Source organism: Streptomyces sp. NPDC013455 (assembly GCF_040632975.1).
In the GTDB taxonomy this organism is placed as follows: domain Bacteria; phylum Actinomycetota; class Actinomycetes; order Streptomycetales; family Streptomycetaceae; genus Streptomyces.
The window spans coordinates 1-24,005 of sequence record NZ_JBEYCX010000030.1 but is presented as its reverse complement, the minus strand read 5'-3'; the positions used below and the strand labels follow the sequence as shown (position 1 = coordinate 24,005).

Sequence of the window (24,005 nt, the reverse complement as noted above, 5' to 3'; positions counted from 1 at the left end):
GCGCAGGTGGTGGCGCCTTCGCCCCGGCTAGGCGAAGTTGACCATTCTGATGTAGCGCACCCAGTCCCACCCCGGCCCCGGATCGGTGTGGTCGGTGCCGGGCACCTGATAGTGGCCGATGATGTGCTCCCGGTCCCGGGGAATGCCGTACTCGGCGCAGACCGCCGCCGTGAGCCGCGCCGACTCCTCGTACATCGCGTCGGTGAAGTAGGCGGGTCGGTCCACCCAGCCCTCGTGCTCGATGCCGATGCTGCGCGTGTTGTAGGTCCAGTTGCCCGCGTGCCAGGCGATGTCGCTCTCGCGCACGCACTGGGCCACGTGCCCGTCCGCGGAGCGGACCAGGTAGTGCGCGGAGACCTTCTTCTGCGGATTGCCGAAGATCGCCAGGGTGTCGGCGTACGTCTCCTGCGTGACGTGGATGATCACCCGGTCGATGGCGTAGGCGCCGGGGCGCGCGGACACCGTGTAGTTGGAACTGCTGGCGGGCCGCCACTCGGCGGCCGGGTAGTCGACCGATGCGGTGTGCGCGCCGGCGCGCGCGTCGGGGAGCAGCGCGTAGGGGACGGCGGCGAGTGCCGCGCCCTTGAGCAGCCGTCGTCTGCTGAGCCGTGGTACTCGGTCCATGTCCATGGCGGGATGCCTCTCAGGGGGCCCTCTCGGGGAGTCAGGGGCAGGGCGGGTACATCAGGGGCGCAGGGCCCTCGCGGTCTCCCGCAGCCGTGCGTGCACACCCCGGTACGTCTCGCGCGCGGGCAGCCATTCCTTGCGGAGCTTGGCCACGCACGTGTAGTTGGTGTCGCACACGTTGGCCAAGGGCGATTCGACCGCCTGGGTCGCGAACTGATACGCGTCCAGCTCACTGAACCCGTAGTCGCTCACCAGCCACTGCACCAGGTCGAGCTGTGATATCCGGAACGCGTCCTCCAGGGGGCGGGCCGAACCGGTCGAGATGATGTGGGTGTCCGACTCCAGCCGGGGCCACGGTGTGGCGACGCCCTTGAGGAGGTCCACGACCACCACCGTGTTCATCGCGCACTCCACGGCCACGCCGCAGGTCTCGCCCTCGCCCTGCCGGGCATGCCCGTCACCGAGGCTGAGCAGGGTGCCCTCGACGTTGACGCCCAGGTAGCAGGTGACACCGGCCCGCATCTCGGGCGTGTCCATGTTCCCGCCGTGGGCGTCCGGCACCAGGGCCGAACGCACCTCCAGATTGGCGGGTGCCACGCCCACCGTGCCGTGCATCGGGTCCAGCGGCAGCTCCAGCTCCAGATCGCTGTCCCGTGCCTGGAACAGGGCGGTCCGCCGGCTCCGGTCCAGCTGCCAGATCCAGACCCGCTCCGGCAGCGGCGGCTGCAGCGTGGCCGTGGTGTGCGTGGAGGTGAGCGCACCGAAGAGGGGAACCGTCGTGGAGGCCGCCCAGTCGCGGGCCGGCTCGATGGACACGAAGTGCACGGCCACGGTGTCACCGGGCTCGGCGCCCTCGATGTGGAAGGGGCCGGTCTGCGGATTGAGGAACGGGAACTCGCACACCTCCGAGACGAGGTCCTTCTCGGAACGGACGCGGCCGGCGAAGCAGTCCTCCGTCCACAGGTCGAGAACCGTGCCGGGCGTGATACGGGCCAGGGGCGCCGCTCCTCCGAACGTCCAGGCGTACTGATCGGGTTCCGGGCGCACGGTGAGGATCCGGGGGTCGGTCATCGTGGCATGCCTCCCATCTGCGGGGCGGTCGTCGGGCCGGGGTAGCGGGTCGGACGGGTGTCGCCGTCGCGGCGGTGACGGCTGGTCAGCGGGGCACGGCCCCGCCCTGCCGGTCGGCGCCCGGATCGTGTGCGTCCAGGTGCACGCGCGCGGTCTCGGCTATGCGCTCGGGGTGACGGCGTATCAAGACGAGCAATACCACCAGACCCAGCACCATCCACCCGCCCACCACCGGACCGGCGTAGGACACCGGCGGCGTCAGTTCGGTCACGAAGTCGAACACCGGGAGGCCGGCGGCCGTCAGCAGCGCGGGGACGAACGCGACGGTGCCCAGCACCGGGGACAGCAGGTGCCGCACCGGCTTGAGGGCAGCACGGCCGGACCGCAGGAAGTAGCCGGCACAGGACAGGTTCACGACGATGTAGACCCCGACGACGACCGTGACGATCACCGTGGCGAGCAGCAGGAACGCGGTCACCGGGCCGTGGGCGAAGCCGAGTCCGAGCGCTGCTCCGACCGCCACGGCGGTCTGCACGGCGATGCCGGCCACGGGGGAGCGGTGCCGGGGGTGGAGCGTGGCGAGCAGCCCGGGCAGGACGCGGATGCGGGCCAGGGCGAAGGCCGTGCGGGTCGAGACGTTCGCACTGGCGTTGGCGTTGGCGATGGTGGAGTTGACCACCGCGAGGAACACGAGCACCCAGAAGAGACCGAACGACGCCCGGGCGACTCCCTCCCAGGACGCTTCGCCGGCGGCACCGAACCCCGCGAAGCGGTCGGGACCGACGTAGACGGTGATCGCGTACGTCGTGAGCACGTAGAACAGGCCGATGCCCAGGGCCGCGCCGAGGACCGCGCGGTGCATCGTGCGCCGTGGGTCGCGCGTCTCCTCGGCGAGCGGTGCCGCCGCCTCGAACCCGGCGAAGGCCAGCACCGTGTACACGGATCCGGCGAACACCCCGGTGGCCCCCGTGTAGCCGTCCGCGGTGTGGGAAGTGCCGAACACCGACAGGGTGTTGGCGCTTCCGGCCTCGGTGATGAGCAGGACCGCGAACACCAGGAGGACCAGGACCTCGAAGACGCCGAGAACGGTGCCGAAGCGGGCCGAGGCGCGGACGCCGAGGTAGCCGGTGCCGGCGATCACCGCCGCTCCCGCCAGCGACCAGGGCCACCACAGGTCGCCCGGATACGCGGACCACTCCGCGTGCAGCGTGCCGGCCGCGGTGAAGCCCAGTTGCAGGAGCAGCAGCGGGGGCACCAGCATCTCCACGAAGACGTAGGCCCACCCGACGAGGAAGCCCACGGCCGGGTGCAGCCCCCGCGCCGCGTAGGTCGCCACCGAGCCCGCCGCCGGCAGCTCCCTGGCCAGCTCGGCCACGCAGGAGGCGGTGAAGAGGCAGGCCACCAGGGCGATCAGCACCGCCAGCGGAAGGCTGCCGCCGGCGAAGGCGGCACCGGACGGAATCGACGCGGCCACCGCGGCGGCCGGTGCCATCGCCGTGATGCTCTGGAACAGCACCTCGCGCAATCCGATCGCGTCGTGCCGTAACGTCCCGCTCGGTTCCCCGGGCATGTGTCCCCCCCGATACGTGTCGGGCCGCTGCCACCCGCTGCCTGTGCCTGTCGACCTCGTGCCACTTCCGCGAGCGCCTGACCGGTCATGACGGCCCGTCGGCTGCCTCTCGCGTGAATCACGGTACGACGCGGGGCGGTTGGGCAGAAGGGGCCGCCACGGTTCCGTGGACGACCCGCGGCCTGTGGAAAAACCGGTCACCCGAACGGGTGAGATCCGCTCGCGCGCGGGGCCGGCCGGCGCGCGGCCGGCGCTCGCGGACGGCGGCAGCACCGGCGGCCCGTCGCAGTGGGGCGCGCCGGCCGCCCGGCCGCCCCCGCCTCGTCACGGCCGTGCGTGCGGACCGCCCACGGGCGACAGTCGTGCCCGCAGGCCGCCCACCTTGGTGTCAGGACCGTTCCGCCACGACCGCCGGATCGTCCAGTACCGCCCGGACGACCGAGTGCGCGGCGCCCAGGAGCGGCCCCTGCGGCCCCAGCCGGGACACCGTCACCGGGCAGGCCGGGCCGGCCGTACGGCCCGTGAGTTCCGACTGCAGCGTGGGCAGCAGCCAGGGCGAGAGCCCGGCCAGGGCCCCGCCCAGGACCACCGTCTCGGGGTCGAGCAGGTTCACCGCCCCGGTCAGGGCGATACCGAGCGCCGTACCGGCGTCCCGGAGGGCGGCCCGAACCCCCTCGTCGCCTTCCCCGGCGCGCTCGGCGAGCAGGCCCACCAGGTCCTCGCGCGGCTCCAGCCCGGCCGCGCGCAGGACCGCGTCCTCGCCCGCGTACTGCTCCAGGCATCCCCGGCTGCCGCACGGGCAGGGAGGACCGTCGGGCCGTACCGGCACATGGCCCAGCTCACCCGCGAACCCGCGGGTCCCGCGCAGCAGCCGGCCGTCCACGACGACCGCGGCACCGATGCCGACCTCGGCCGAGACGTGCAGGAAGTCACCGGGGGTGCCGGCCCCGAGCCACAGCTCGGCCAGGGCGCCGAAGTTCGCTTCGTTGTCCACGGTCAGCGGCCAGGTGCCGGGGAGCAGGGAGCCGAGGTCGGTGTCGTGCCAGTCGAGATTCGGGGCGCGTACGACGGTCCGCCCGTCCCTGGCCACCAGGCCGGGCACGGCGACCGCGAGCCCGGCGGGCCAGAGCTGTGCCCGCTCCGCCTCCGCGACGACCTGGCCGATCAGCGTGGTCAGCTCCGCGATCACGGGCTCGGCCGCCCGGCCCCGGTTGGCGCCGTGCCGCACCGCCCGCGCCCGGACCTCGCCGCGCAGGTCGACCGCGCACACCGCGAGGTGGTCGACGCCGATCTCCGCGCCGATCCCGGCGGGGCCCCGGCCGCTGACCGCGAGCGCCGAGCCCGGACGGCCCACCCGGCCCGGCCGCTCCGGGCCCAGCTCCTCCAGCAGCCCCCAGCGGATCAGCTCGTCCACCAGCGTCGACACCGCCGCCCGGGTCAGACCGATACGGGACGCCACCGCCGCCCGGGACAGGGAGCCCTCGGCGCTGACGGCGTGCATCACCCGGGCGAGGTTGCGCCGGCGCATGCCCTGCTGGGTGTCCGGCAGTGGGCGGCCGGTGCCCGGCTGGCGGGCCTCGTGCGGCGGTGCGGTCATGCCTCCGTCAATCCTCGTCGTCTGCCGCCCGGCTCACTCCGTGCGGCTGGCTCCGGTCCCCCGGTCGAGCAGCGGGGCCGCGTCGGAGAGTACCCCGGTGATCCGGTCGAGGGCCGCCCGGTCCCGCTCCACGGCTTCGAGGACCGGGCCCGCGGCCGTGTTCCAGCGGCGGGCCACCGCCGCGGGATCCTCTCCGGTCAGCAGGCCGGCCGCCTGCGCCGCCGCGCCCAGGGCGACCAGTTCCCTGGCCTCCAGTACCTGGACGGGCCGTCCCGAGAGCCTGCGCACGGTCTGCTGCCAGGCCGTCCCCCGGGCTCCGCCGCCGATCAGCAGCAGCGGAGCACTGCGGTCCGCGTCCTCGTCGAGCACCAGGTCGAGGGCCCCGAGCAGGGCGTGCACCGCGCCGTCGTACGCGGCCTGGAGCAGCTGACCGGCGGATGTGTCGTGGCGCAGCCCGTGCAGCAGGCCGGAGGCGTGCGGCAGGTTGGGGGTGCGTTCACCGTCCAGGTACGGCAGGAAGGTCACCGAGCCGCCGGGCTCCACGGCCTCCCGGTCCAGACCGAGGAGCGCCGCGACACGGTCCACCGCGAGCGTGCAGTTCAGGGTGCAGGCCAGCGGCAGCCAGTCCCCGTGGGCGTCGGCGAAGCCCGCCACCGTCCCGGTCGGATCGGTGGGGCGGTGCCGGGAGACGGCGTAGACGGTACCGGAGGTGCCGAGGCTCAGCACCGGAGTGCCGGGACGCAGGCCGAGGCCCAGCGCCGCCGCCGCGTTGTCGCCGGTCCCGGGAGCCACCAGGGTGCCCTTGGAGAACGGCAGGTCGTGGATGTCGCGCACGGTGCCGACCACCTCGCCGGGGCGCGCCACCCGGGGCAGCAGTGCCGGGTCGAGACCGATGTGCGCGAGGGTCTCCTCGTCGTACGCCTCCGTCCCGGAGGCCCACCAGCCGGTGCCGGACGCGTCGCCGCGGTCGGTCGTGCCCTGTCCGGTCAGGCGCTCGGTGAGGTAGTCGTGGGGGAGCCGCACCGCCCGGGTCGCGCGGACCGCCTCCGGCTCGTGCTCGGCGAGCCACGCCCACTTGGTCACCGTGAAGGACGCGCCCGGCACGCTCCCGGTGCGCTCGGCCCAGGCCTTCGGCCCGCCCAGTTCCTCCACCAGGCGGCGGGCCTGCGGTGCCGAGCGGACGTCGTTCCACAGCAGCGCCGGGCGCACCGGCTCGCCGTGCTCGTCCAGCGTGACCAGGCCGTGCTGCTGGCCGCCGATCGACACCGCGGCCGCCTCGTGCGCCGCGTCGCCACACTGCTGCAGCGCCGCGCACAGGGCGTCCCACCACTGACGCGGATCACTCTCCCGGCCCGCCCCCGAGGTCACGGTGTGCGGTGCCTGGCCGCTCGCCACCACCCGGCCGGTGGCCGCGTCGACGACCAGCGCCTTCGTGGACTGGGTGGACGTGTCCACTCCGACGACGAGCGGACCCTCGGCTGCTGACATCGGGCTCTCCCTCTCCCGCGGCTGAGCGGGATGTGCGGTGGGCTGTTCGAAGACACCTTGCCGTCGAAGACATGTTGTCTCTTCCCAGCGGTGCGTCCGCATACTAATTTGTAAACCGCCATGACGAATAGTCGTACGCAGCAAGGAGCCGCGGCATGAACTACCAGCCCACCCCCGATGACAGGTTCACCTTCGGCCTGTGGACCGTCGGCTGGCAGGGGAGGGACCCGTTCGGCGACGCCACCCGCCGTGCCCTCGACCCGGTCGAGACGGTGCAGCGCCTGGCGGAACTCGGCGCCCACGGGGTGACCTTCCACGACGACGACCTGATCCCCTTCGGCTCCTCGGACACCGAGCGCGAGTCGCACATCAAGCGGTTCCGGCAGGCCCTCGACGCCACCGGCATGACCGTCCCGATGGCCACCACGAACCTCTTCACGCACCCCGTCTTCAAGGACGGCGCGTTCACCGCCAACGACCGTGACGTGCGCCGGTACGCCCTGCGCAAGACCATCCGCAACATCGACCTGGCGGCCGAACTGGGCGCGAAGACGTACGTCGCCTGGGGCGGCCGCGAGGGCGCCGAGTCCGGCGCCGCCAAGGACGTGCGCGCCGCCCTGGACCGTATGAAGGAGGCGTTCGACCTGCTCGGCGAGTACGTCACCGACCAGGGCTACGACATCCGCTTCGCCATCGAGCCCAAGCCGAACGAGCCCCGCGGCGACATCCTGCTGCCCACGGTCGGACACGCGCTGGCCTTCATCGAGCGCCTGGAGCGGCCCGAGCTGTACGGGGTCAACCCGGAGGTCGGCCACGAGCAGATGGCCGGCCTGAACTTCCCCCACGGCATCGCCCAGGCCCTGTGGGCGGGCAAGCTCTTCCACATCGACCTCAACGGCCAGTCCGGGATCAAGTACGACCAGGACCTGCGGTTCGGCGCCGGCGACCTGCGGGCCGCCTTCTGGCTCGTCGACCTGCTGGAGAGCGCCGGTTACGACGGGCCCCGCCACTTCGACTTCAAGCCGCCGCGGACCGAGGACCTCGACGGCGTGTGGGCGTCCGCGGCGGGCTGCATGCGCAACTACCTCATCCTCAAGGAGCGCTCGGCCGCCTTCCGCGCGGACCCGGAGGTGCAGGAGGCGCTGCGCGCGTCGCGGCTGGACCAGCTGGCCCAGCCGACGGCGGCCGACGGACTGCGTGCCCTGCTCGCCGACCGTGCGGCCTTCGAGGACTTCGACGTGGACGCGGCCGCCGCGCGCGGGATGGCCTTTGAACGACTCGACCAGCTGGCGATGGACCACCTGCTGGGAGCGCGCGGCTGACCGCCATGCGCGCGTGACCGCCCGTCCCCACGTGGACGGGCGGTCGTCCCACCGGTTCCGGTGGAGCCATTAGGGGGCGCGTCTCCGGGATGTCTCAGGGCCGGAGGACGGAACCGGCGGGGAGCGGCGGGCCGTTTTCAGGATGTGAGAGCGGCAGTGGCCGCGAAGGAGGCGACGCTCATGTCCAAGAACGCGAAGATCGCCGCAGGCGGGGTGGCGATCGGGCTGATCCTGCTCATATGGCTGCCCGTGCCGTGGTGGGTGGCGTTCCTGATCATGGTGGGAGTGCCCGCGGGCGCGTACCTGGTCCTGGACCCCGCGCAGCGGCGCAGGCTGCGCCGGGTCGCCCGCAAGGAGATCGGCCGCTGAGGCGGTGTCGCGCCGCCGGCGGCACCCTCCGGGCTCCTCGGTTCCACGCCGAGCGGACGAGGCGCCGTCGGCCCCCGGACCTCCGGGCGACCGGGGGCGCAGCTGTCCGCCCGCTCCGGATCACAGCGGCCGTACGGCCATCTTGTCGAGCGCCTCCAGCAGCCCCGGCAGCTCGGGGCCCCGGCCCACCGGCAGGACCTCACCGGGCTCGTCGTCGAGCAGGACGAAGGCGATGTCGTCGGTGCGGGCCACGATCGACCAGCCGGGGCCGTCGGCGCGCAGCGTGCGGGCCTCGCCCGGGGCGAACGACGAACGCACCCGGCCGAGCGGCGGCGGGGAGGCGACGTAGCCGCGCGCCTCCGCGAGCACCCGGCGGACACCGGCGTGCCCGCCCACCACGGGGCCCTCCCCGCCCTCGGGCGGGGACTGTGAGGAGGCGGCCCGCTCGCCGGGCGCGGGGAAGTCGGCGTCGTCGATCTGCTGCCGCCAGGCCGCCCACTGCAGCGCTATCTCGTCGGCACCCAGACGGCGCTGGGCGGGCCCCCAGGAGTCGGTGTCCGGCGGGCTCAGCGCCGGCCGGCCCGCCGCCTCGGCGGGGGGATCGTGCGGAGCGGGCACGCCGGGCGCCGCGACGGCGACCGCCAGGGGCCAGCCCGGCAGAGCGGCGACGACCGAGCGCTCGTCCGGCGACAGCTCGTACTCCATGCCGCAGTCCCAGGACGCGATCGCCACGGCGACCAGCGAGACGTCGTCGATGACGACCGTCCAGCGAGCACCGTCCCCGTCCTGGCCCAGCACCAGGCCGTACCCGTCGGCGCGCGGCGCGAGGTCCAGTGCCGCGCACGCCTCCGGGTAGTCGTCGCCCAGCACGCTCGGGAACTGCGCCGGGGTCAGCAGCACCGCCGTCAGCACGTACAGCGCATCGTCCGCGGCGGCGACGGCCTCATGGTCCGTCCCGGCCATCCCTGCCTCCCAGTGGTTCGTCCGTCGGCGCGCACCCTAGTGCGAGCGGGACCCGCTTGTCACGACTCCGGCCCCGGCGCGGAGCTGCGGGTCTTCGCCTGGACAGGGGCGGAACGGTCACATCTGGAGGGAGATGTTCCGCTCAGGCGGCGGGCAGCCCGAGGAGGTCGCGGGCCACCGCACCGGGGGACTCACCGCGTTCCCGGGCCAGCGCGACCACCGCCCGGCAGGCCAGCTCGCTCACGCCGAAGGACAGCGCCTCCGGTGACACCCAGGCGGACGCCTCCTCGACGCGGTCCTGGTCGTCCTGCGCACGGGCCGCCACATAGACGGCCGCGGCTTCGAACAAGTTGTGCGAGCGCTTGTCCCGGGAGCCCTCTGGCCGCGCGGACGCGGAGGTGCGGAGCCTGTCCTTGTACCTGCGGATCATGCCGAACACACGAATCACCTGTCTCCCCGGAGGAATGCAGTATCGATCACCATCTGCTGCTCCACAACGTAGAGTTGGAGATCCGGTGGCAGAAGGGGGACGGCGCGGTGAAGCGGTTCGAACGCCTGGAGCGGATCCGCCGGCTCGACCCGGTGGCGGACGCCCTGGAGATCCACCGGATCAGCATGGCGTACGAGTTCCCCTGGGACTACACGCGGGCCCTGGAACTGGCTCTGTACCGCACCTACGCGGTGCCGAGCATCGGCCGGCTGCTCGCGCGGACGGCGGAGCTGACCGAGCGCACGCAGAAGCGGTACGACGACACCGTGCTGCTCCTCGACACCGTCGTGGAACACGGCTTCGCCACGGAGCAGGGGCGCACCGCGATCCGGCGCATCAACCAGATGCACCGCAGCTACGACATCGGCGACGACGACATGCGGTACGTGCTCAGCACCTTCGTCGTGGTGCCCCGGCGCTGGATCGACGCCTACGGCTGGCGTCGCCTGTCCCGGCACGAGATCGTCGCCGGCACCGAGTACTACCGCACCCTCGGCCGGCACATGGGCATCCCGGACGTCCCCCGTACGTACGAGGAGTTCGAGACCCTTCTCGACGCCTACGAAGAAGAGCACTTCGCCTGGGACGAGGAGGCCCGGCGGGTCTCCGACGCCACCCTCGACCTGATGGCGTCGTGGTATCCGCGCCCCTTGGCCCCGCTGCTGCGCACGGCGACCCTGGCCCTGCTCGACGAGCCGCTGCTGCGCGCGTTCCGCTATCCGCGGCCCGGCTCGGCCGCCACCGCGCTGGTGCGCCGCGCCGTACGGACGCGCGGCAGGCTCGTCCGGCTGCTGCCGCCGCGCCGCAGCCCGCACTTCGCGCGCCAGAACCGGGAGGTCAAGGGTTACCCGAACGGCTACCGCGTGGCCGACCTGGGCACCCATCCGGTCCCCGGGCTGCGCGGCTGCCCGGTGCGGCACCACGACACCTCAGCGGCCGACCCCGTCGAGTGAGGCCAGGGTGTCACGCAGCCGCGCGGGTTCGGCACGGCTCGTGGGCGGGATCGGGCTGATCCGTCGGCGCCGTCAGCTGTCGCGGCAACGGGCTGACCGTCCGCGCTGTCAGCTGTCGCGGGAACGGGCTGACCCGTCCGCGCCGTCAGCTGTCGCGTACCGCGAGCGCCAGGAAGCGGGCGTCCTCGTCGACGTACGACGTCATGCGCCAGCCCGAACGCGCCAGCAGGGGACCGAGGTTGCCCTCGGCCCGCAGGTCGTCCGGGGTGATCCGGCGGCCCTGGCGCGCTGCCAGCGCGGCGCGGCCGATGGGGTGGAAGAGCGCGAGTGTTCCGCCCGGCCGCACCCCGCGGGCCAGTTCCCGCAGGTTGTGCACCGGATGTGGCAGGTGGGCGATCAGCCCGGCCGCGAACACGGCGTCCAGGCACCCCGAGCGCAACGGCAGCGCGGCGACGTCCGCGAGCAGCAGCCGCCCGTCGCGGTCCCGGCCCGCCCGTACGGCGGCATGGAGCATCGCCGGCGTCAGGTCGGCGCCCAGCACCACCCCGGAAGCCCCCACGGCGGCCCGCAGCGGCGGCAGGGCGCGTCCCGTGCCGCAGCCGGCGTCCAGCACGCGGTCACCTTCGCGCAGTCGCAGGTCGGCCACGGCCGCCGCGTAGGCCGGGCCGTCGTCCGGGAACCGGGTGTCCCAGTCGGCGGCGCGGGCGGTGAAGAACTCCTGGACGTGTGTGTGGTCGTCGCTCATGCTCCGCATGATTCCTCACCGTCGAACGTCCCGGTGCGCACGTTCGAGCGGGACCGATCGTTCCGTCGCAACTGTGCGCCATGACCCGGCACTTCTCGGACTGATCCGGCTGGTCGAGGACGCCGGGCGAATGCACACCGCCCGGCTCCTGGACTCGGTCGGCCCAGAGCGCGGCTCGGACCGCGAGATCCCCGACAGCTCGTGCGCTACTCGGGCCGGCGAGAGACCGTACAACTCGGTGAGCTACTCGGGCCGCGAAATCCCGTACAGCCCGGTGCGCGGCTCAGGCCGCGAGATCCCGCACGGCCACCACGTGGTCGATGGAGACACGGACGAGCAGTTCACCCGGTACACCGTTGCGGGCGCCGTACTCCTCGGCACGCTCCTCGCCCATGTACCTGGCGGCGATCCGGGTGGCCCACAGGCGGAGTTCGGCAAGGTCCTCCGACAGCCGGGCGCGGCCGTTCAGCACCACGAAATGGAAGGGCGGACGATCGTCATCGACGCACAGGGCGATCCGGCCGTCACGAGCCAGATTCCGGCCCTTGACCGACTCCTTGCCCGTGTTGAACACCAATTCGTCCCCGTCCAGCACGAACCAGATCGGAGCCACGTGCGGGCTCCCGTCGGCGCGGACGGTGGACAGCTTGCCGGTGCGGGTGCCGTCCGAGACGAACGCCCGCCATTCCTCATCGGTCATCTTCTCTGCCATGGGCCCATCCTGCTTGCCCGCACGCCGGGCGTGGGGAAGGCTGGCGGGGAGTTCCTCCAGCCAGGGGGAGACGTCACACGGGGAGACGGACATGGCGCAGAACCAGGGACTCAACTGGCTCCTGGACGATTTGACCGGGCGGGTGGAGCACGTACGCCACGCACTGGTCCTGTCGAACGACGGACTGGTGACCGCGGCGAGCACGGGCCTTCGCCGCGAGGACGCCGAGCATCTGGCCGCTGTCGCATCCGGGCTGCACAGCCTCGCCAAGGGGTCGGGACGCCACTTCGGCGCGGGCCGGGTACGGCAGACGATGATCGAGTACGACGACGCCGTGCTGTTCGTGACCGCGGCCGGCACCGGCAGCTGCCTCTGCCTGCTCAGCGGGGCCGAGGCGGACATAGGCCAGATCGCCTACGAGATGACGCTGCTCGTCAACCGGGTCGGCGAGCACCTCGCGGTCGATGCCCGGCACCCTGAGCGGACTCGCACAATGGAGCCCTGACCTGCGAACTCCGCCTGACCAGTGGAGTTATCCACAGGCTCGCCGCGCGATGCGACGATCTGGCTACGGTGGGAGCACGGCAAACGCACCGGGCGTGAGCCACGGACTCCACGGGGGAGTACGACCATGCCGGCAGACACCTTCGGCCCACCGCGCGCCACCACCTGCACGCCGAGCAGCGCCGCTCGCGAACTGGGGCTCAAGCCCGGCGAGTTCGGCCTCGCCGTACAGCTCGGACGCATCCGGACCGTGCCCGACGAGGGCGGGGGAGGAGGCCGGCGGGTGGAACACGCGGAGATCGACCGCCTCCGCGCTCAGGACGGTTTCCCCGAGTCCCTCCGGGACGCGGTGCGGGTCGTGGGCACCGCGGAGGGCGCCGCCCTCATGGACGTCCCGGCCGGCCGGTTCACCCGGCTCGCCCGCCTGGGCCTGTTCGTGCCGGTCAGGTGGTACCTCAACCGCTACCGAGCAGTGGTGTGGCTCTATCTGGCGGAGGAGCTGCGCCAGTTCGCCTCCGGCCCGGAGAACGCGACCCTGCTGAAGGGGCGTACACCCGAGACGCTGCGCGGTCAGCTGGCGGCGGGAGTGGACCTGCGTGCCCGCAACTGGCGTGGTCGCCACCTGGGCCTCCTGCTGCGGCACGCCGAGGACCCGTGGGCCCGGGCCGGCGCCGTGGCCGCCTTCCTCCCGCCCGTCGAGATCGCCGACGTCGTCAGGGACCCGTACGAGCGTGCCTACCTGAACCGGTTCCGGCCCGCGCCACCCGGCCACGGTGTTCCCGGGTCGCGCTCCGCGGACCTCGCCCAGCGGATCATGACGGCTCAGGACGAGGACGAGATCGGCTGGCTGCGCAGCGATCTGGCACGCTCGATCGAGGAGGCCCGCGGCGTCTCGCCCGCCCCGCGCCCCGCCGCCCGCCGCGTCCCTCCGGTCGTCCGCGCGGCCGCCCGCCCCATCCCGCCCATGGCCCGGACCGTCACCCGGCCCGCGGACGAGGCCGCGACGCTCCCGCGGCCGGCGACACGGGCCGGGGAGCCGTCGGACCACCCACCCGCGTCGGCGCAGCGGCCCGGGCCGGCTCCGGCGCTGTCGCCGGAGCCGGCGGCGTGGCCTGCGGCGCTGCCCGTCCTGCATCCGGGAGCGGGGGTGCGACCGGTGGCGCTGCCCGTCCCGAGGGGCCACGAACCGGCGCGGTCGAATCCGCCGCGGGCGCCCCGCGGACTGCGGGCCTGGCTGCGGCGGAGATCCACGCGGTCCGGACGGCCCGTGTCACCACCCCGACCCCCGAAGCCCTCCCACCCCTGCTCGCGGGTCTGACCACCCTGGGGGCCGCTGCCGTAGCCGCTGCCGCTGCCGGCAGGCACTACAGGTCCCTGAACAGACCCTCCTGGACGACCGAGACGAGCAGCCGTCCCTCGAGGTCGTAGATACGCCCGCGGGCCAGCCCGCGCCCGCCGGTGGCGATCGGCGACTCCTGGTCGTACAGGAACCACTCGTCGGCACGGAACGGCCGGTGGAACCACATGGCGTGGTCCAGCGAGGCCATGTCGAAGTTCCGTGGTCCCCACAGGGGTTCGACCGGAATGCGCACAGCGTCCAGCAGAGTCATGTCGCTCGCGTAGGTCAGCGCGCACGTGTGGACCAGCGGGTCGTCGCCGAGCGGTCCGACCGCTCGCATCCACACGGCGCTGCGCGGCTCGGCGCCCTCTATTTCCCCGGCGTGCCAGCGCAGCCGGTCGACGTACCGGATGTCGAACGGCTGGCGGCGCGCCATCCGCTCCAGTTGCTCCGGCAGCGCCCCCAGGTGCTTGCGGATCTCCTCGGACACCGTCGGCAGCGACTCGGGGTCCGGCACCTCGCGGGCCGGCGGCAGCTGGTGCTCGAAGGGTCCTTCCTCAGGCTTGTGAAAGGAGGCGGTCAGATTGAAGATCGTGCGGCCCTGCTGCACGGCCGTGACCCGGCGCGTCGTGAAGGAGCGCCCGTCGCGGACCCGTTCGACCTGGTACACGATCGGCACGCCCGGCCGGCCCGGGCGCAGGAAGTACGCGTGCAGCGAGTGCACCGGGCGCTCGCCGTCCGTGGTCCGGCCGGCGGCGACCAGGGCCTGGCCCGCCACCTGGCCGCCGAAGACCCGTTGCAGGGACTCGTCCGGACTGTGGCCACGGAAGATGTTGACCTCGATCTGCTCCAGGTCGAGGAGGTCGACCAGTCTCTCGGCCGGATTCGTCATCGGTGGGGTTCTCCTTGGCTCACAGCTGGCCGACGTCGGTGACACGGACGACCGCACGGCCCTCGGCGTCGGAGGCCGCCAGATCGATCTCGGCGCTGATGCCCCAGTCGTGGTCGCCGTTCGGGTCGTCGAAGATCTGGCGCACGCGCCAGAGTCCGTTCTCCGGCTCCTGGTTGATGACGAGCAGCTTGGGGCCGCGGGCGTCCGGGCCGGTGCCGAGGTCGTCGTACTCGTCCCAGTACTTGTCCATCGCCTCGCCCCACGCGTCGGCGTCCCAGCCGGACTCGGCGTCCATCTCGCCGAGTTCCCCGACCTGGTCCAGGGCGGCCAGCTCCACCCGGCGGAACATCGCGTTGCGGACCAGCACGCGGAAGGCGCGGGCGTTGGTGGTGACCGGCTTGACCTCGTCGGCCTTCTCCTGGGCCTCCTCGGCGGTCATCTCCTCCGGGTTGGCGAGCTGCTCCCACTCGTCGAGCAGGCTGGAGTCCACCTGGCGCACCATCTCGCCCAGCCACTCGATCAGGTCCTGGAGATCCTCGGACTTGAGGTCGTCCGGGATGGTGTGGTCCAGGGTCTTGTAGGCGCTGGCGAGGTAGCGCAGCACGATGCCCTCGGTGCGGGCCAGCTCGTAGAAGGACACCAGCTCCGTGAAGGACATCGCCCGTTCGTACATGTCCCGGATGACCGACTTCGGCGACAGCGGGTGGTCGCCGACCCACGGGTGGCTCTTGCGGTAGGTGTTGTACGCGTGGAAGAGCAGCTCCTCCAGCGGCTTCGGGTACGTGATGTCCTGGAGGCGCTCCATGCGCTCCTCGTACTCGACCCCGTCCGCCTTCATCGCGGCCACGGCCTCACCGCGCGCCTTGTTCTGCTGGGCGACGAGGATCTGGCGCGGGTCGTCCAGCGTGGACTCGACGACGGAGACCATGTCGAGCGCGTAGGACGGCGACTCGGGATCGAGGAGTTCGAACGCGGCCAGGGCGAACGTGGAGAGCGGCTGGTTCAGCGCGAAGTCCTGCTGGAGGTCGACCGTGAGCCGGACGATGCGGCCCTCGGCGTCCGGCTTGTCGAGCTTCTCCACGATCCCGCCGTCGAGCAGCGAGCGGTAGATCGCGATCGCCCGGCGGATGTGCCGCAGCTGCTGCCTGCGCGGCTCGTGGTTGTCCTCCAGGAGGTGGCGCATCGCCGCGAACGCGTTGCCCGGGCGGGCGATCACCGACAGCAGCATCGTGTGCGTCACCCGGAAGCGCGAGGTCAGCGGCTCCGGCTCCGACTCGATCAGCTTCTGGAAGGTGTTGTCCGTCCAGCCGACGAAGCCCTCCGGCGCCTTCTTGCGCACCACCTTGCGCCGCTTCTTGGGGTCGTCACCCGCCTTGGCCAGCGCCTTCTCGTTCTCGATGACGTGCTCCGGCGCCTGGGCGACCACGAGCCCGGCGGTGTCGAAGCCGGCCCGCCCGGCCCGGCCCGCGATCTGGTGGAACTCGCGGGCCCGCAGGGTACGCACGCGGCTGCCGTCGTACTTGGTCAGCGCCGTGAACAGCACGGTGCGGATGGGAACGTTGACACCCACGCCCAGGGTGTCGGTGCCGCAGATGACCTTCAGCAGACCGGCCTGGGCGAGCTTCTCCACCAGCCGCCGGTACTTGGGCAGCATGCCGGCGTGGTGCACGCCGATGCCGTGCCGTACGTAACGGGAGAGGTTGCGGCCGAACTTGGTGGTGAAACGGAAGTTGCCGATCAGCTCGGCGATCCGGTCCTTCTCCTCACGCGAGCACATGTTGATGCTCATCAGCGCCTGCGCCCGTTCCACGGCCTGCGCCTGCGTGAAGTGCACGATGTACACCGGGGCCTGCTTGCTCTCCAGCAGATCCGTGAGCGTCTCGGTGAGCGGGGTCAGCTTGTACTCGTAGGACAGGGGCACCGGACGGGTCGCCGAGCGGACCACCGAGGTGGGGCGGCCGGTGCGGCGGGTGAGGTCCTTCTCGAAGAAGGACACATCGCCCAGAGTGGCCGACATCAGGATGAACTGCGCCTGCGGCAGCTCCAGCAGCGGGATCTGCCAGGCCCAGCCTCGGTCGCCCTCGGCGTAGAAGTGGAACTCGTCCATGACGACCTGGCCGACGTCCGCGCCCTTTCCGTCACGCAGCGCGATCGACGCCAGCACTTCGGCGGTGCAGCAGATGACGGGCGCGTCGGCGTTCACGGACGCGTCGCCGGTGAGCATGCCGACGTTCTCCGTGCCGAAGAGCTTGCACAGCTCGAAGAACTTCTCCGACACCAGGGCCTTGATCGGCGCCGTGTAGAACGTGACCTCGTCCCGGGCCAGTGCGGCGAAGTGCGCGCCCGCGGCGATCATGCTCTTGCCCGAGCCGGTGGGCGTCGAGACGATCACGTTCGCCCCGGAGACCACCTCGATCAGCGCCTCCTCCTGGTGGGGGTAGAGGGTCAGACCGCGCTCCTGTGCCCACGACTCGAAGGCTTCGTACAGGGCGTCGGGGTCGGCGGTCGGCGGCAACTGATCGATGAGGCTCACGCCCCCATCTTGCCTGGCCTTCCGCCCGAGCGGGGAATCGGCTGCGGGAACGAAGATCACGGCCGCTACGCTGTGTCGCCGGCGCAGCGTCAGCGCACCAGGTCAACTGGACAGCGGCACACGAGGAATGGGGCGGAAAGCGGCCATGATGGGACCAGCACACTCACTGTCGGGGGCCGCGGCCTGGCTGGGCGTCGGGGCGGCCGCCGCCGCGGCCGGGCACACGATGCCCTGGCCGGTCCTGCTCACCGGCGCCCTGATCTGCGCCGGCGCCGCACTCGCCCCGGACCTGGACCACAAGGCGGCCACCATCTCCCGGGCCTTCGGGCCGGTCTCCCGCTGGATCTGCGAGATCGTGGACAAGCTGTCCTACGCGGTCTACAAGGGCACCAGGAAGCAGGGCGACCCTCGCCGCTCCGGCGGGCACCGGACGCTGACGCACACCTGGCTGTGGGCCGTCCTGATCGGTGCGGGCTGTTCCGCCGCGGCGATCACCGGGGGCCGCTGGGCGGTGCTGGCGATCCTGTTCGTGCACATGGTGCTCGCGATCGAGGGCCTGCTGTGGCGGGCGGCGCGCGGCTCCAGCAGCGACGTCCTGGTCTGGCTGCTGGCGGCGACCAGCGCGTGGATCATCGCCGGCGTGCTGGACAAGCCGGGCTACGGCTCGGACTGGCTGTTCACCGCGCCCGGGCAGGAGTACCTGTGGCTGGGGCTGCCGATCGTGCTGGGCGCGCTGGTGCACGACCTCGGCGACGCGCTGACGGTGTCCGGCTGCCCGATCCTGTGGCCGATCCCGGTGGGCCGCAAGCGCTGGTACCCGGTCGGCCCGCCGAAGGCGATGCGGTTCCGGGCCGGGAGCTGGGTCGAGCTCAGGGTGCTGATGCCGGCGTTCATGCTGCTCGGGGGAGTGGGCTGCGCGGCGGCCCTCAACGTGATCTGAGGGAGCCCCGGCGCTCAGGTCGCCCCGCCCGCGTCCGCCCCGCCGTACCGGCGCTCGAAGCGGGCGACGCGGCCCTCGGTGTCGACCGTGCGGGCCTTGCCCGTGTAGAAGGGGTGGCTCTCCGAGGAGATCTCCACGTCGATCACCGGGTAGGTCTCGCCGTCGTCCCACTCGATGGTCTGCTCGCTCCGCGCGGTCGACCGGGTCAGGAACGCGTATCCGGCGGCGCGGTCGCGGAAGACGACGGGCTGGTAGTCGGGGTGCTTGTCCTGCTGCATCGCGGCTCCTCGTACGCGGCGGTCGGGTCGGGCACGTCCGTATCGTCATCGTCCGGTCCGGTCGGCGGATGCCCGGTCGGGCGGGGCTCAGCCGGGCAGGGGGTCCTCGTCGACGATGTGCACCGCTGCCTCCTCGGCGGACGCCGCGGCACCGTCGATGCCGACATCGGTGGCCACGAGGGCGGCTTCCTCGTCCTCGTGCGCACCCTCGTCGGGGGCCACCAGCCGGCCGGAGCGGGACTTGCCGACCTCGTTGTCCAGGAGTTCCCCGTCCGTGCCGTCGCAGTCGCCGATGCCGTCGCCGTCGGGCGCGGTGAGGTCGGGTATCTCCTCGGCGAGCCGCTGGTCCAGGGTCTCGCCCGCCTGGCGCTCGGCCGCTGTCACGCCGGTGTGCTCCACCGCCCACGGTCGCTCGGGAGGGGACCAGCCGCGGTCGAGAGGGTCCGCCACGCCGTCGAAGTCCAATGTGTCCTCGACGTCGAGCACCCCCGAGTCCTCCCGGATCTCCGAGGGATCGGGCTGGTAGACGTCATCCCCCCAGCCGTCCGCGCTGTCCACGACTACCTCCAGGTGGTGAGGACGGCCGGGTGCCGCCCCAGCGGGCGGCAGGCCGTCGGCACGCCCGGCACGCGGGCGGCACGCCGTGAACCGAGGTTCCCGGGCGCCCCCCGAACCGGTGCCGCTCTCCAGCCTTCCACCCCTGCTCGGCACCGCGCAACGGCACGCGCCCCGGCGCGGGCGCGGGCCCCCGCTCCCGGGCCGGGCGGGATCCACCGGGCGTAGGAGCGGGGGACTGCCGGTACCGCCCCCACCGGTACCGGCCCGGCCTCACCCGTGCCAGGAGCGCCACAGCGCCGCGTACGCACCGCCCGCCGCGACCAGCTCGTCGTGGCTGCCCAGCTCGCTGATGCGGCCGTTCTCCACGACGGCGATCACGTCGGCGTCGTGGGCGGTGTGCAGACGGTGGGCGATGGCGACCACCGTGCGGCCGTCGAGCACACGGGCCAGGGAGCGTTCCAGATGGCGGGCCGCACGCGGGTCGAGCAGCGAGGTCGCCTCGTCCAGGACCAGCGTGTGCGGATCGGCCAGCACCAGCCGGGCCAGCGCGATCTGCTGCGCCTGCGCCGGGGTCAGGGACAGCCCGCCGGAACCGACCTCGGTGTCCAGACCGTCGTCCAGCGCCCGGGCCCAGCCGTCCGCGTCGACCGCGCCCAGGGCCGCCCACAGCTCGGCGTCGTGGGCGCCGGTGCCGCTCCCCCCGTCCGAGCGGAGCCGGGAGTGGGGGATGGCCAGCAGCAGGTTGTCGCGCAGGGAGCCCACGAAGACGTGGTGCTCCTGGTTGACGAGGGCGACATGCGAGCGGACGCGCTCGGCGGGCATCCGGGACAGCTCCGCGCCGCCCAGGGTGATCCGCCCGTCCCGGGGCGCGTAGATCCCCGCGAGCAGCCGGCCCAGGGTGGACTTGCCCGCGCCGGACGGGCCGACCAGGGCGAGCCGGGTGCCCGGCGCGACCTCCAGGGACACCTTGCGCAGCACGTCGACGCCCTCGCGGTAGCCGAAGTGCACCCGGTCGGCGTGCACGTGCTGTCCGTCGGGGGCCAGCGAGGCGTCACCGGCGTCCGGCTCGATGTCCCGCACACCGACGAGGCGGGCCAGCGACACCTGGGCGACCTGCACCTCGTCGTACCAGCGCAGGATCAGGTTCACCGGATCGACGAGCATCTGCGCGATGAGGGCGCCGGTGGTCAGCTGGCCCACCCCGATCCAGCCGTGCAGGACGAACACACCGCCGGCCATCAGGACCGAGCCGAGCACGAGGAGGTGCACGGTGTTGATGACGGGGAAGAGCACGGAGCGGAGCCAGAGGGTGTAGCGCTCCCAGGCCGTCCACTCCTTGATCCGCTGCTCCGAGAGTGCCACGCGGCGGGCGCCGAGGCGGTGGGCCTCGATGGTGTGGCCCGCGTCCACGGTCTCGGCGAGGGCGGCGGCGACGGCGGCGTACCCGGCGGCTTCCGAGCGGTAGCCGGACGGCGCACGCTTGAAGTACCAGCGCCAGCCGATCACCAGGACCGGCACGGCGAGCAGCACCGCGGCGGCCAGCGGCGGTGCCGTCACGACGAGTCCGCCGAGCAGCAGCACGGCCCACACGACACCGATGGCCAGCTGCGGCACGGCCTCGCGCATGGCGTTGGCCAGGCGGTCGATGTCGGTGGTGATCCGGGAGAGCAGATCACCCGTGCCGGCCCGTTCCAGCACGCCCGGCGGCAGACCGACCGACCGGACGAGGAAGTCCTCCCGCAGGTCGGCCAGCATCCGCTCACCGAGCATCGCACCCCGCAGCCGTACCTGCCGGACGAACACGGCCTGCACGGTCAGCGCCAGCACGAACACCCCGGCGGTGAGCTCCAGGTGGAGTTCCCCGGCACCGTCGGCCACCCGCTCGACCAGGCCGCCGAGCAGGTACGGGCCCACCATCGAAGCGACCACGGCGACGGTGTTGACCGCGATGAGCAGAAGGAAGGCCCGGCGGTGCCGGCGGAACAGCTCGGTGACGTAGGCGCGTACGGTCGCCGCGGCGCCGACGGGCAGGGTGGTGGCGGTCGTCGGGGCCGCCGGGTCGTACGCCGGCGGCGCAACGCCGATCATGCGCTCTCCTCGATCTCTTCCAGCTCCTGGAGGGCGCCCAGGAGGATGCCCTCATCGGCCGCGGCCAGTTCCTCGTCGGTCTCCCGGGTCACCACGGCCCGGTACCTGGGCTCGCCGTCGACCAGCTCGCGGTGCGGGCCGACCGCCACCACCTCTCCCTCGATGACCAGGGCGACCCGGTCCGCGCGGTCGAGCAGCAGGGGCGAGGAGGTGAAGACCACCGTCGTCCGCCCCGACCGCAGCCGGCGCAGTCCGTCCGCGATCCGGGCCTCCGTGTGCGAGTCGACGGCGGAGGTCGGCTCGTCCAGCACCAGGACCTCCGGATCGGTGATCAGCGACCGGGCGAGGGCGAGCCGCTGGCGCTGGCCGCCGGACAGCGAGCGGCCGCGCTCGGTGATGCGGGCGTCCATCGGGCCGGTGGCGTCCAGCGAACCCTGCGCGAGCGCGTCCAGCACGTCCTCGCACTGCGCCGCCGCCAGCGCGTCCGCGGCCCGGACGGCACCGGAGGCGGGCACGTCGAGCAGTTCGCGCAGCGTGCCGGAGAGCAGCACCGGGTCCTTGTCCTGGACGAGGACCGCGGTCCGGGCGCTGTCCAGGGGCAGTTCGTCCAGCGGCACCCCGCCGAGCAGCACCGAACGGCCCGGTTCCGTGGGGTGGCCGCCCAGCCGCTCGGCGAGCCGGCCCGCCGCGTCCGGGTCCCCGCACACCACGGCGGTGAACCGGCCGGCCGGAGCCAGCAGACCGGTCGCGGGGTCGTACAGGTCACCGCTCGGCACCTCCGCCTCGCGGGAGCCGTCGGTGGCCGTGCACCGTTCCAGCGACAGCACGCGCGCGGCGCGCTTGGCCGAGGGGCGGGAGAAGGAGTACGCCATGGCGATCTCCTCGAAGTGCCGCAGCGGGTAGTTGAGGATCATGACCGCGCTGTAGACGGTGACGAGTTCGCCGACCGAGATCCGGCCCTGGCGGGCCAGGTGGATGCCGTGCCAGACGACCGCGATGAGCAGCAGTCCGGGCAGCAGCACCTGGACGGCGGAGATGAGCGACCACATCCGGGCGCTGCGCACGGCGGCGTGCCGTACCTCCTGTGAGGCCCGGCGGTAGCGGTCGAGGAACAGCTCCTCGCCGCCGATGCCGCGCAGCACCCGCAGGCCGGCCACGGTGTCCGAGGCCAGCTCGGTGGCCCGGCCCGCCTTCTCGCGCTGCTCGTCTGCGCGGCGCGTCGCCCGTGGCAGCAGGGGCAGCACGGCGAGCGCCACGACGGGCACGCCCACGGCGACGACGACGCCGAGGGACGGCTGGTACACGAGCAGGCCGGCGCAGACGACCACGACGGTCAGCGCCGCGGCGGTGAAGCGTGAGACGGCCTCCACGAACCAGCCGATCTTCTCCACGTCGCCGGTGGAGACGGCGACCACCTCGCCGGCGGCCACCCGCCGGGTCAGGGCGGAGCCGAGCTGGGCGGCCTTGCGCGCCAGAAGCTGCTGGACGCGGGCGGCGGCCGTGATCCAGTTGGTGACGGCCGTCCGGTGCAGGAAGGTGTCGCCGACGGCGATGCCGATGCCGCAGAGCAGCATCAGACCACCCGTCAGGGCGAGCCGGGTGCCGGAGCGGTCGACGGCCGCCTGCACCGCGAGACCGACGCAGAAGGGCAGGGCGGAGACGGAGACGAAGTGGAGCAGGCCCCAGGCGAGCGACTTCAGCTGCCCGCCCAGCTGATTGCGCCAGAGCCACCACAGGAATCGGGGACCCGAACGCGCGTCGGGCACGCCCGGATCGGGATACGGAAGATCTTGAATCTGCATGACGTCCCAGTGGCTCGTGTCAGGGGAGGAGGGCGGCGAGCGGCGAACAAGCCGTGAAAGGTTCGCGTCAGGAAGTCGTGGATTTCAACCGGTTTTCCTCGACCACCCGCGCGATCCGCCCACTTCCGGCCAGGGCCGAGCCGCACCCGACGTCACAGCCGGCGGCGCAGCCGGGACCGCCGCCCCGCCCGTCAGGCTCCGGGCAGCCGCGGCACCCACGACGGCGATGGTGGAGAAGTGCGCACGATCGGCCGGTTCGGGGTGCCAGCATGGACGGGTGCGAATCGACAGTGCGCGGCGCGTGACGGTGGCATGGGCGGCCCTCGGCACCCTCCTCGCGACACTCACCGCCTGCGGCACCGCCGCCCCCGGCCCCACCCGCGGCGCGCAGGGTGCCCACGGCCCGGCCGCGCGCGCTCCCGCCGGATCGTCCGCCCCCACGGCCGACCCGACCCGTATCCCGGGTCTGGGCGACCGCATGGACCGCCGGATCCCCGCCGCCTCCCGTCAGGTCGTGGCCGTCTACGGCGCGGGTACGGACTCGGCGGACTCCGAGGTCGTGCTGTACACCCGGCGGGGCGCGTACTGGCACCCGGCGGGCAGATGGCCCGCCCACAACGGACGGCACGGCTGGACCAGGGACCACCACGAGGGCGACGGACGCAGCCCGGTCGGCGTCTTCACCCTCACCGACGCGGGCGGGGTGCTCGCCGACCCGGGCACCCGGCTGCCCTACGACCACGACGCGGGCGCCTACGCACCGCCGGCCGAGTGGGACGAGGCACACCAGCACGACTTCGACTACGTCATCGCCATCGACTACAACCGCCGCAGAGGCACACCGCCGCGCGATGCCACCCGCCCGTGGGGCGCGGACAGGGGCGGCGGCATCTGGTTGCACATGGACCACGGCAGTGGCACCTCGGCCTGCGTCAGCGTTTCGAAGGAGGCCATGGAGTCGCTGCTGCGCACGCTCGACCCGGCTCGCCATCCGGTCGTGGTCATGGGAGACGGCGCGGCCCTGCGGGGTTAGGCCGTGTCTTTCGGATCACCCCGGGGCCGCGGGGCCTGGCACGCACATCTGCCGCGTTGTCGTCGGTCGCCGACGCGCCGCGTCGACTCCCTCCTCCGCCTTGCAGCTGCACGCACCAAGCCCCGCTCACC

Annotated in this window: 21 protein-coding genes and 1 pseudogene; 7 read left to right on the top strand and 15 right to left on the bottom strand. The window is 72.9% G+C overall.

All coding sequences use genetic code 11. The annotated features are described in order from the left end of the window. Positions 1 to 27: 27 nt before the first annotated feature. The 5 genes from ABZ576_RS32120 to xylB all read right to left on the bottom strand — a co-directional run bounded on the left by ABZ576_RS32120 (position 28) and on the right by xylB (position 6,353). Positions 28 to 630, bottom strand: coding sequence for an N-acetylmuramoyl-L-alanine amidase (locus tag ABZ576_RS32120; RefSeq protein WP_360748865.1), 603 nt, complete (start codon positions 628 to 630; stop codon positions 28 to 30). A 54-nt stretch (positions 631 to 684) separates the two neighbouring features. Next, on the bottom strand, positions 685 to 1,698 hold the full coding sequence (locus tag ABZ576_RS32115; protein ID WP_360748862.1) for an acetamidase/formamidase family protein: 1,014 nt from the start codon (positions 1,696 to 1,698) through the stop codon (positions 685 to 687). A gap of 85 nt (positions 1,699 to 1,783) precedes the next feature. Continuing rightward, positions 1,784 to 3,268: an APC family permease gene (locus tag ABZ576_RS32110; protein ID WP_360748859.1), complete on the bottom strand. Its 1,485-nt coding sequence runs from the start codon at positions 3,266 to 3,268 to the stop codon at positions 1,784 to 1,786. A 388-nt stretch (positions 3,269 to 3,656) separates the two neighbouring features. After that, positions 3,657 to 4,865, bottom strand: a complete 1,209-nt coding sequence (locus ABZ576_RS32105; protein WP_360748856.1) for an ROK family transcriptional regulator — start codon at positions 4,863 to 4,865, stop codon at positions 3,657 to 3,659. Positions 4,866 to 4,898: 33 nt separating this feature from the next. Further along, a complete protein-coding gene (gene xylB, locus ABZ576_RS32100) occupies positions 4,899 to 6,353 on the bottom strand; it encodes a xylulokinase (RefSeq protein ID WP_360748853.1) in 1,455 nt (484 codons plus the stop codon). Between the two features lie 155 nt (positions 6,354 to 6,508). On the opposite strand from xylB, the gene xylA reads away from it, so the two are divergent. Then, complete coding sequence (gene xylA / locus ABZ576_RS32095) at positions 6,509 to 7,675, top strand: xylose isomerase (RefSeq protein WP_360748849.1); 1,167 nt, start codon at positions 6,509 to 6,511, stop codon at positions 7,673 to 7,675. Between the two features lie 180 nt (positions 7,676 to 7,855). Continuing rightward, positions 7,856 to 8,044 carry a hypothetical protein gene (locus ABZ576_RS32090; protein ID WP_360748846.1) on the top strand — a complete coding sequence of 63 codons (189 nt, stop codon included), beginning with the start codon at positions 7,856 to 7,858 and terminating at the stop codon, positions 8,042 to 8,044. A 120-nt stretch (positions 8,045 to 8,164) separates the two neighbouring features. Here the strand turns inward: ABZ576_RS32090 and ABZ576_RS32085 are convergent, their stop codons facing one another. Beyond that, positions 8,165 to 9,007: a hypothetical protein gene (locus tag ABZ576_RS32085; protein ID WP_360748843.1), complete on the bottom strand. Its 843-nt coding sequence runs from the start codon at positions 9,005 to 9,007 to the stop codon at positions 8,165 to 8,167. A gap of 142 nt (positions 9,008 to 9,149) precedes the next feature. Beyond that, a complete protein-coding gene (locus ABZ576_RS32080; protein ID WP_360748942.1) occupies positions 9,150 to 9,437 on the bottom strand; it encodes a hypothetical protein in 288 nt (95 codons plus the stop codon). A gap of 107 nt (positions 9,438 to 9,544) precedes the next feature. Here ABZ576_RS32080 and ABZ576_RS32075 point away from each other — a divergent pair, with 107 nt between their 5' ends. Then, a complete protein-coding gene (locus tag ABZ576_RS32075; protein WP_360748840.1) occupies positions 9,545 to 10,450 on the top strand; it encodes an oxygenase MpaB family protein in 906 nt (301 codons plus the stop codon). Positions 10,451 to 10,595: 145 nt separating this feature from the next. Here the strand turns inward: ABZ576_RS32075 and ABZ576_RS32070 are convergent, their stop codons facing one another. Together ABZ576_RS32070 and ABZ576_RS32065 are read right to left on the bottom strand one after the other, a co-directional pair. Further along, positions 10,596 to 11,195, bottom strand: coding sequence for a class I SAM-dependent methyltransferase (locus ABZ576_RS32070; protein WP_360748837.1), 600 nt, complete (start codon positions 11,193 to 11,195; stop codon positions 10,596 to 10,598). A gap of 283 nt (positions 11,196 to 11,478) precedes the next feature. Further along, a complete protein-coding gene (locus ABZ576_RS32065; protein ID WP_360748834.1) occupies positions 11,479 to 11,907 on the bottom strand; it encodes a PPOX class F420-dependent oxidoreductase in 429 nt (142 codons plus the stop codon). Between the two features lie 91 nt (positions 11,908 to 11,998). Here ABZ576_RS32065 and ABZ576_RS32060 point away from each other — a divergent pair, with 91 nt between their 5' ends. Both ABZ576_RS32060 and ABZ576_RS32055 read left to right on the top strand, forming a co-directional pair. Beyond that, positions 11,999 to 12,412 (top strand): roadblock/LC7 domain-containing protein, encoded by a 414-nt coding sequence (locus ABZ576_RS32060; protein WP_360748831.1) that lies wholly within the window; start codon positions 11,999 to 12,001, stop codon positions 12,410 to 12,412. Positions 12,413 to 12,538: 126 nt separating this feature from the next. Then, positions 12,539 to 13,324: pseudogene (locus ABZ576_RS32055) on the top strand (DUF6397 family protein); the annotation flags it as partial. 451 nt (positions 13,325 to 13,775) lie between these two features. On the opposite strand, the gene ABZ576_RS32050 reads toward ABZ576_RS32055, so the two are convergent. Further along, a complete protein-coding gene (locus tag ABZ576_RS32050; protein ID WP_360748828.1) occupies positions 13,776 to 14,642 on the bottom strand; it encodes an acyl-CoA thioesterase II in 867 nt (288 codons plus the stop codon). Between the two features lie 19 nt (positions 14,643 to 14,661). Next, positions 14,662 to 17,175 (bottom strand): DUF3516 domain-containing protein, encoded by a 2,514-nt coding sequence (locus ABZ576_RS32045; RefSeq protein WP_360748825.1) that lies wholly within the window; start codon positions 17,173 to 17,175, stop codon positions 14,662 to 14,664. 145 nt (positions 17,176 to 17,320) lie between these two features. On the opposite strand from ABZ576_RS32045, the gene ABZ576_RS32040 reads away from it, so the two are divergent. After that, the gene (locus tag ABZ576_RS32040) at positions 17,321 to 18,115 is read left to right on the top strand and encodes a metal-dependent hydrolase (protein ID WP_360748822.1); all 795 of its coding nucleotides are present in this window, start codon (positions 17,321 to 17,323) and stop codon (positions 18,113 to 18,115) included. Between the two features lie 14 nt (positions 18,116 to 18,129). Here the strand turns inward: ABZ576_RS32040 and ABZ576_RS32035 are convergent, their stop codons facing one another. The 4 genes from ABZ576_RS32035 to ABZ576_RS32020 all read right to left on the bottom strand — a co-directional run bounded on the left by ABZ576_RS32035 (position 18,130) and on the right by ABZ576_RS32020 (position 22,841). Continuing rightward, entirely contained in the window at positions 18,130 to 18,393 is a 264-nt protein-coding gene (locus ABZ576_RS32035; RefSeq protein ID WP_360748819.1) for a type B 50S ribosomal protein L31, read from the bottom strand. 87 nt (positions 18,394 to 18,480) lie between these two features. After that, positions 18,481 to 18,951: a DUF5709 domain-containing protein gene (locus ABZ576_RS32030; protein WP_360748816.1), complete on the bottom strand. Its 471-nt coding sequence runs from the start codon at positions 18,949 to 18,951 to the stop codon at positions 18,481 to 18,483. A gap of 270 nt (positions 18,952 to 19,221) precedes the next feature. After that, a complete protein-coding gene (locus tag ABZ576_RS32025; protein ID WP_360748813.1) occupies positions 19,222 to 21,039 on the bottom strand; it encodes an ABC transporter ATP-binding protein in 1,818 nt (605 codons plus the stop codon). Beyond that, positions 21,036 to 22,841, bottom strand: a complete 1,806-nt coding sequence (locus ABZ576_RS32020) for an ABC transporter ATP-binding protein (protein WP_360748810.1) — start codon at positions 22,839 to 22,841, stop codon at positions 21,036 to 21,038. Before ABZ576_RS32020 ends, ABZ576_RS32025 begins: the two co-directional genes overlap by 4 nt. A gap of 277 nt (positions 22,842 to 23,118) precedes the next feature. Here ABZ576_RS32020 and ABZ576_RS32015 point away from each other — a divergent pair, with 277 nt between their 5' ends. After that, on the top strand, positions 23,119 to 23,874 hold the full coding sequence (locus ABZ576_RS32015) for a L,D-transpeptidase family protein (RefSeq protein WP_360748807.1): 756 nt from the start codon (positions 23,119 to 23,121) through the stop codon (positions 23,872 to 23,874). Positions 23,875 to 24,005: the final 131 nt, after the last annotated feature.

What these genes read in the sequence shown, in the direction of transcription:
- ABZ576_RS32120 (WP_360748865.1), bottom strand. Translation starts at nt 630, where the DNA reads ATGGACATGGACCGAGTACCACGGCTCAGCAGACGACGGCTGCTCAAG.
- ABZ576_RS32115 (WP_360748862.1), bottom strand. Translation starts at nt 1,698, where the DNA reads ATGACCGACCCCCGGATCCTCACCGTGCGCCCGGAACCCGATCAGTAC.
- ABZ576_RS32110 (WP_360748859.1), bottom strand. Translation starts at nt 3,268, where the DNA reads ATGCCCGGGGAACCGAGCGGGACGTTACGGCACGACGCGATCGGATTG.
- ABZ576_RS32105 (WP_360748856.1), bottom strand. Translation starts at nt 4,865, where the DNA reads ATGACCGCACCGCCGCACGAGGCCCGCCAGCCGGGCACCGGCCGCCCA.
- xylB (WP_360748853.1), bottom strand. Translation starts at nt 6,353, where the DNA reads ATGTCAGCAGCCGAGGGTCCGCTCGTCGTCGGAGTGGACACGTCCACC.
- xylA (WP_360748849.1), top strand. Translation starts at nt 6,509, where the DNA reads ATGAACTACCAGCCCACCCCCGATGACAGGTTCACCTTCGGCCTGTGG.
- ABZ576_RS32090 (WP_360748846.1), top strand. Translation starts at nt 7,856, where the DNA reads ATGTCCAAGAACGCGAAGATCGCCGCAGGCGGGGTGGCGATCGGGCTG.
- ABZ576_RS32085 (WP_360748843.1), bottom strand. Translation starts at nt 9,007, where the DNA reads ATGGCCGGGACGGACCATGAGGCCGTCGCCGCCGCGGACGATGCGCTG.
- ABZ576_RS32080 (WP_360748942.1), bottom strand. Translation starts at nt 9,437, where the DNA reads ATGATCCGCAGGTACAAGGACAGGCTCCGCACCTCCGCGTCCGCGCGG.
- ABZ576_RS32070 (WP_360748837.1), bottom strand. Translation starts at nt 11,195, where the DNA reads ATGAGCGACGACCACACACACGTCCAGGAGTTCTTCACCGCCCGCGCC.
- ABZ576_RS32065 (WP_360748834.1), bottom strand. Translation starts at nt 11,907, where the DNA reads ATGGCAGAGAAGATGACCGATGAGGAATGGCGGGCGTTCGTCTCGGAC.
- ABZ576_RS32060 (WP_360748831.1), top strand. Translation starts at nt 11,999, where the DNA reads ATGGCGCAGAACCAGGGACTCAACTGGCTCCTGGACGATTTGACCGGG.
- ABZ576_RS32050 (WP_360748828.1), bottom strand. Translation starts at nt 14,642, where the DNA reads ATGACGAATCCGGCCGAGAGACTGGTCGACCTCCTCGACCTGGAGCAG.
- ABZ576_RS32040 (WP_360748822.1), top strand. Translation starts at nt 17,321, where the DNA reads ATGATGGGACCAGCACACTCACTGTCGGGGGCCGCGGCCTGGCTGGGC.
- ABZ576_RS32035 (WP_360748819.1), bottom strand. Translation starts at nt 18,393, where the DNA reads ATGCAGCAGGACAAGCACCCCGACTACCAGCCCGTCGTCTTCCGCGAC.
- ABZ576_RS32025 (WP_360748813.1), bottom strand. Translation starts at nt 21,039, where the DNA reads ATGATCGGCGTTGCGCCGCCGGCGTACGACCCGGCGGCCCCGACGACC.
- ABZ576_RS32020 (WP_360748810.1), bottom strand. Translation starts at nt 22,841, where the DNA reads ATGCAGATTCAAGATCTTCCGTATCCCGATCCGGGCGTGCCCGACGCG.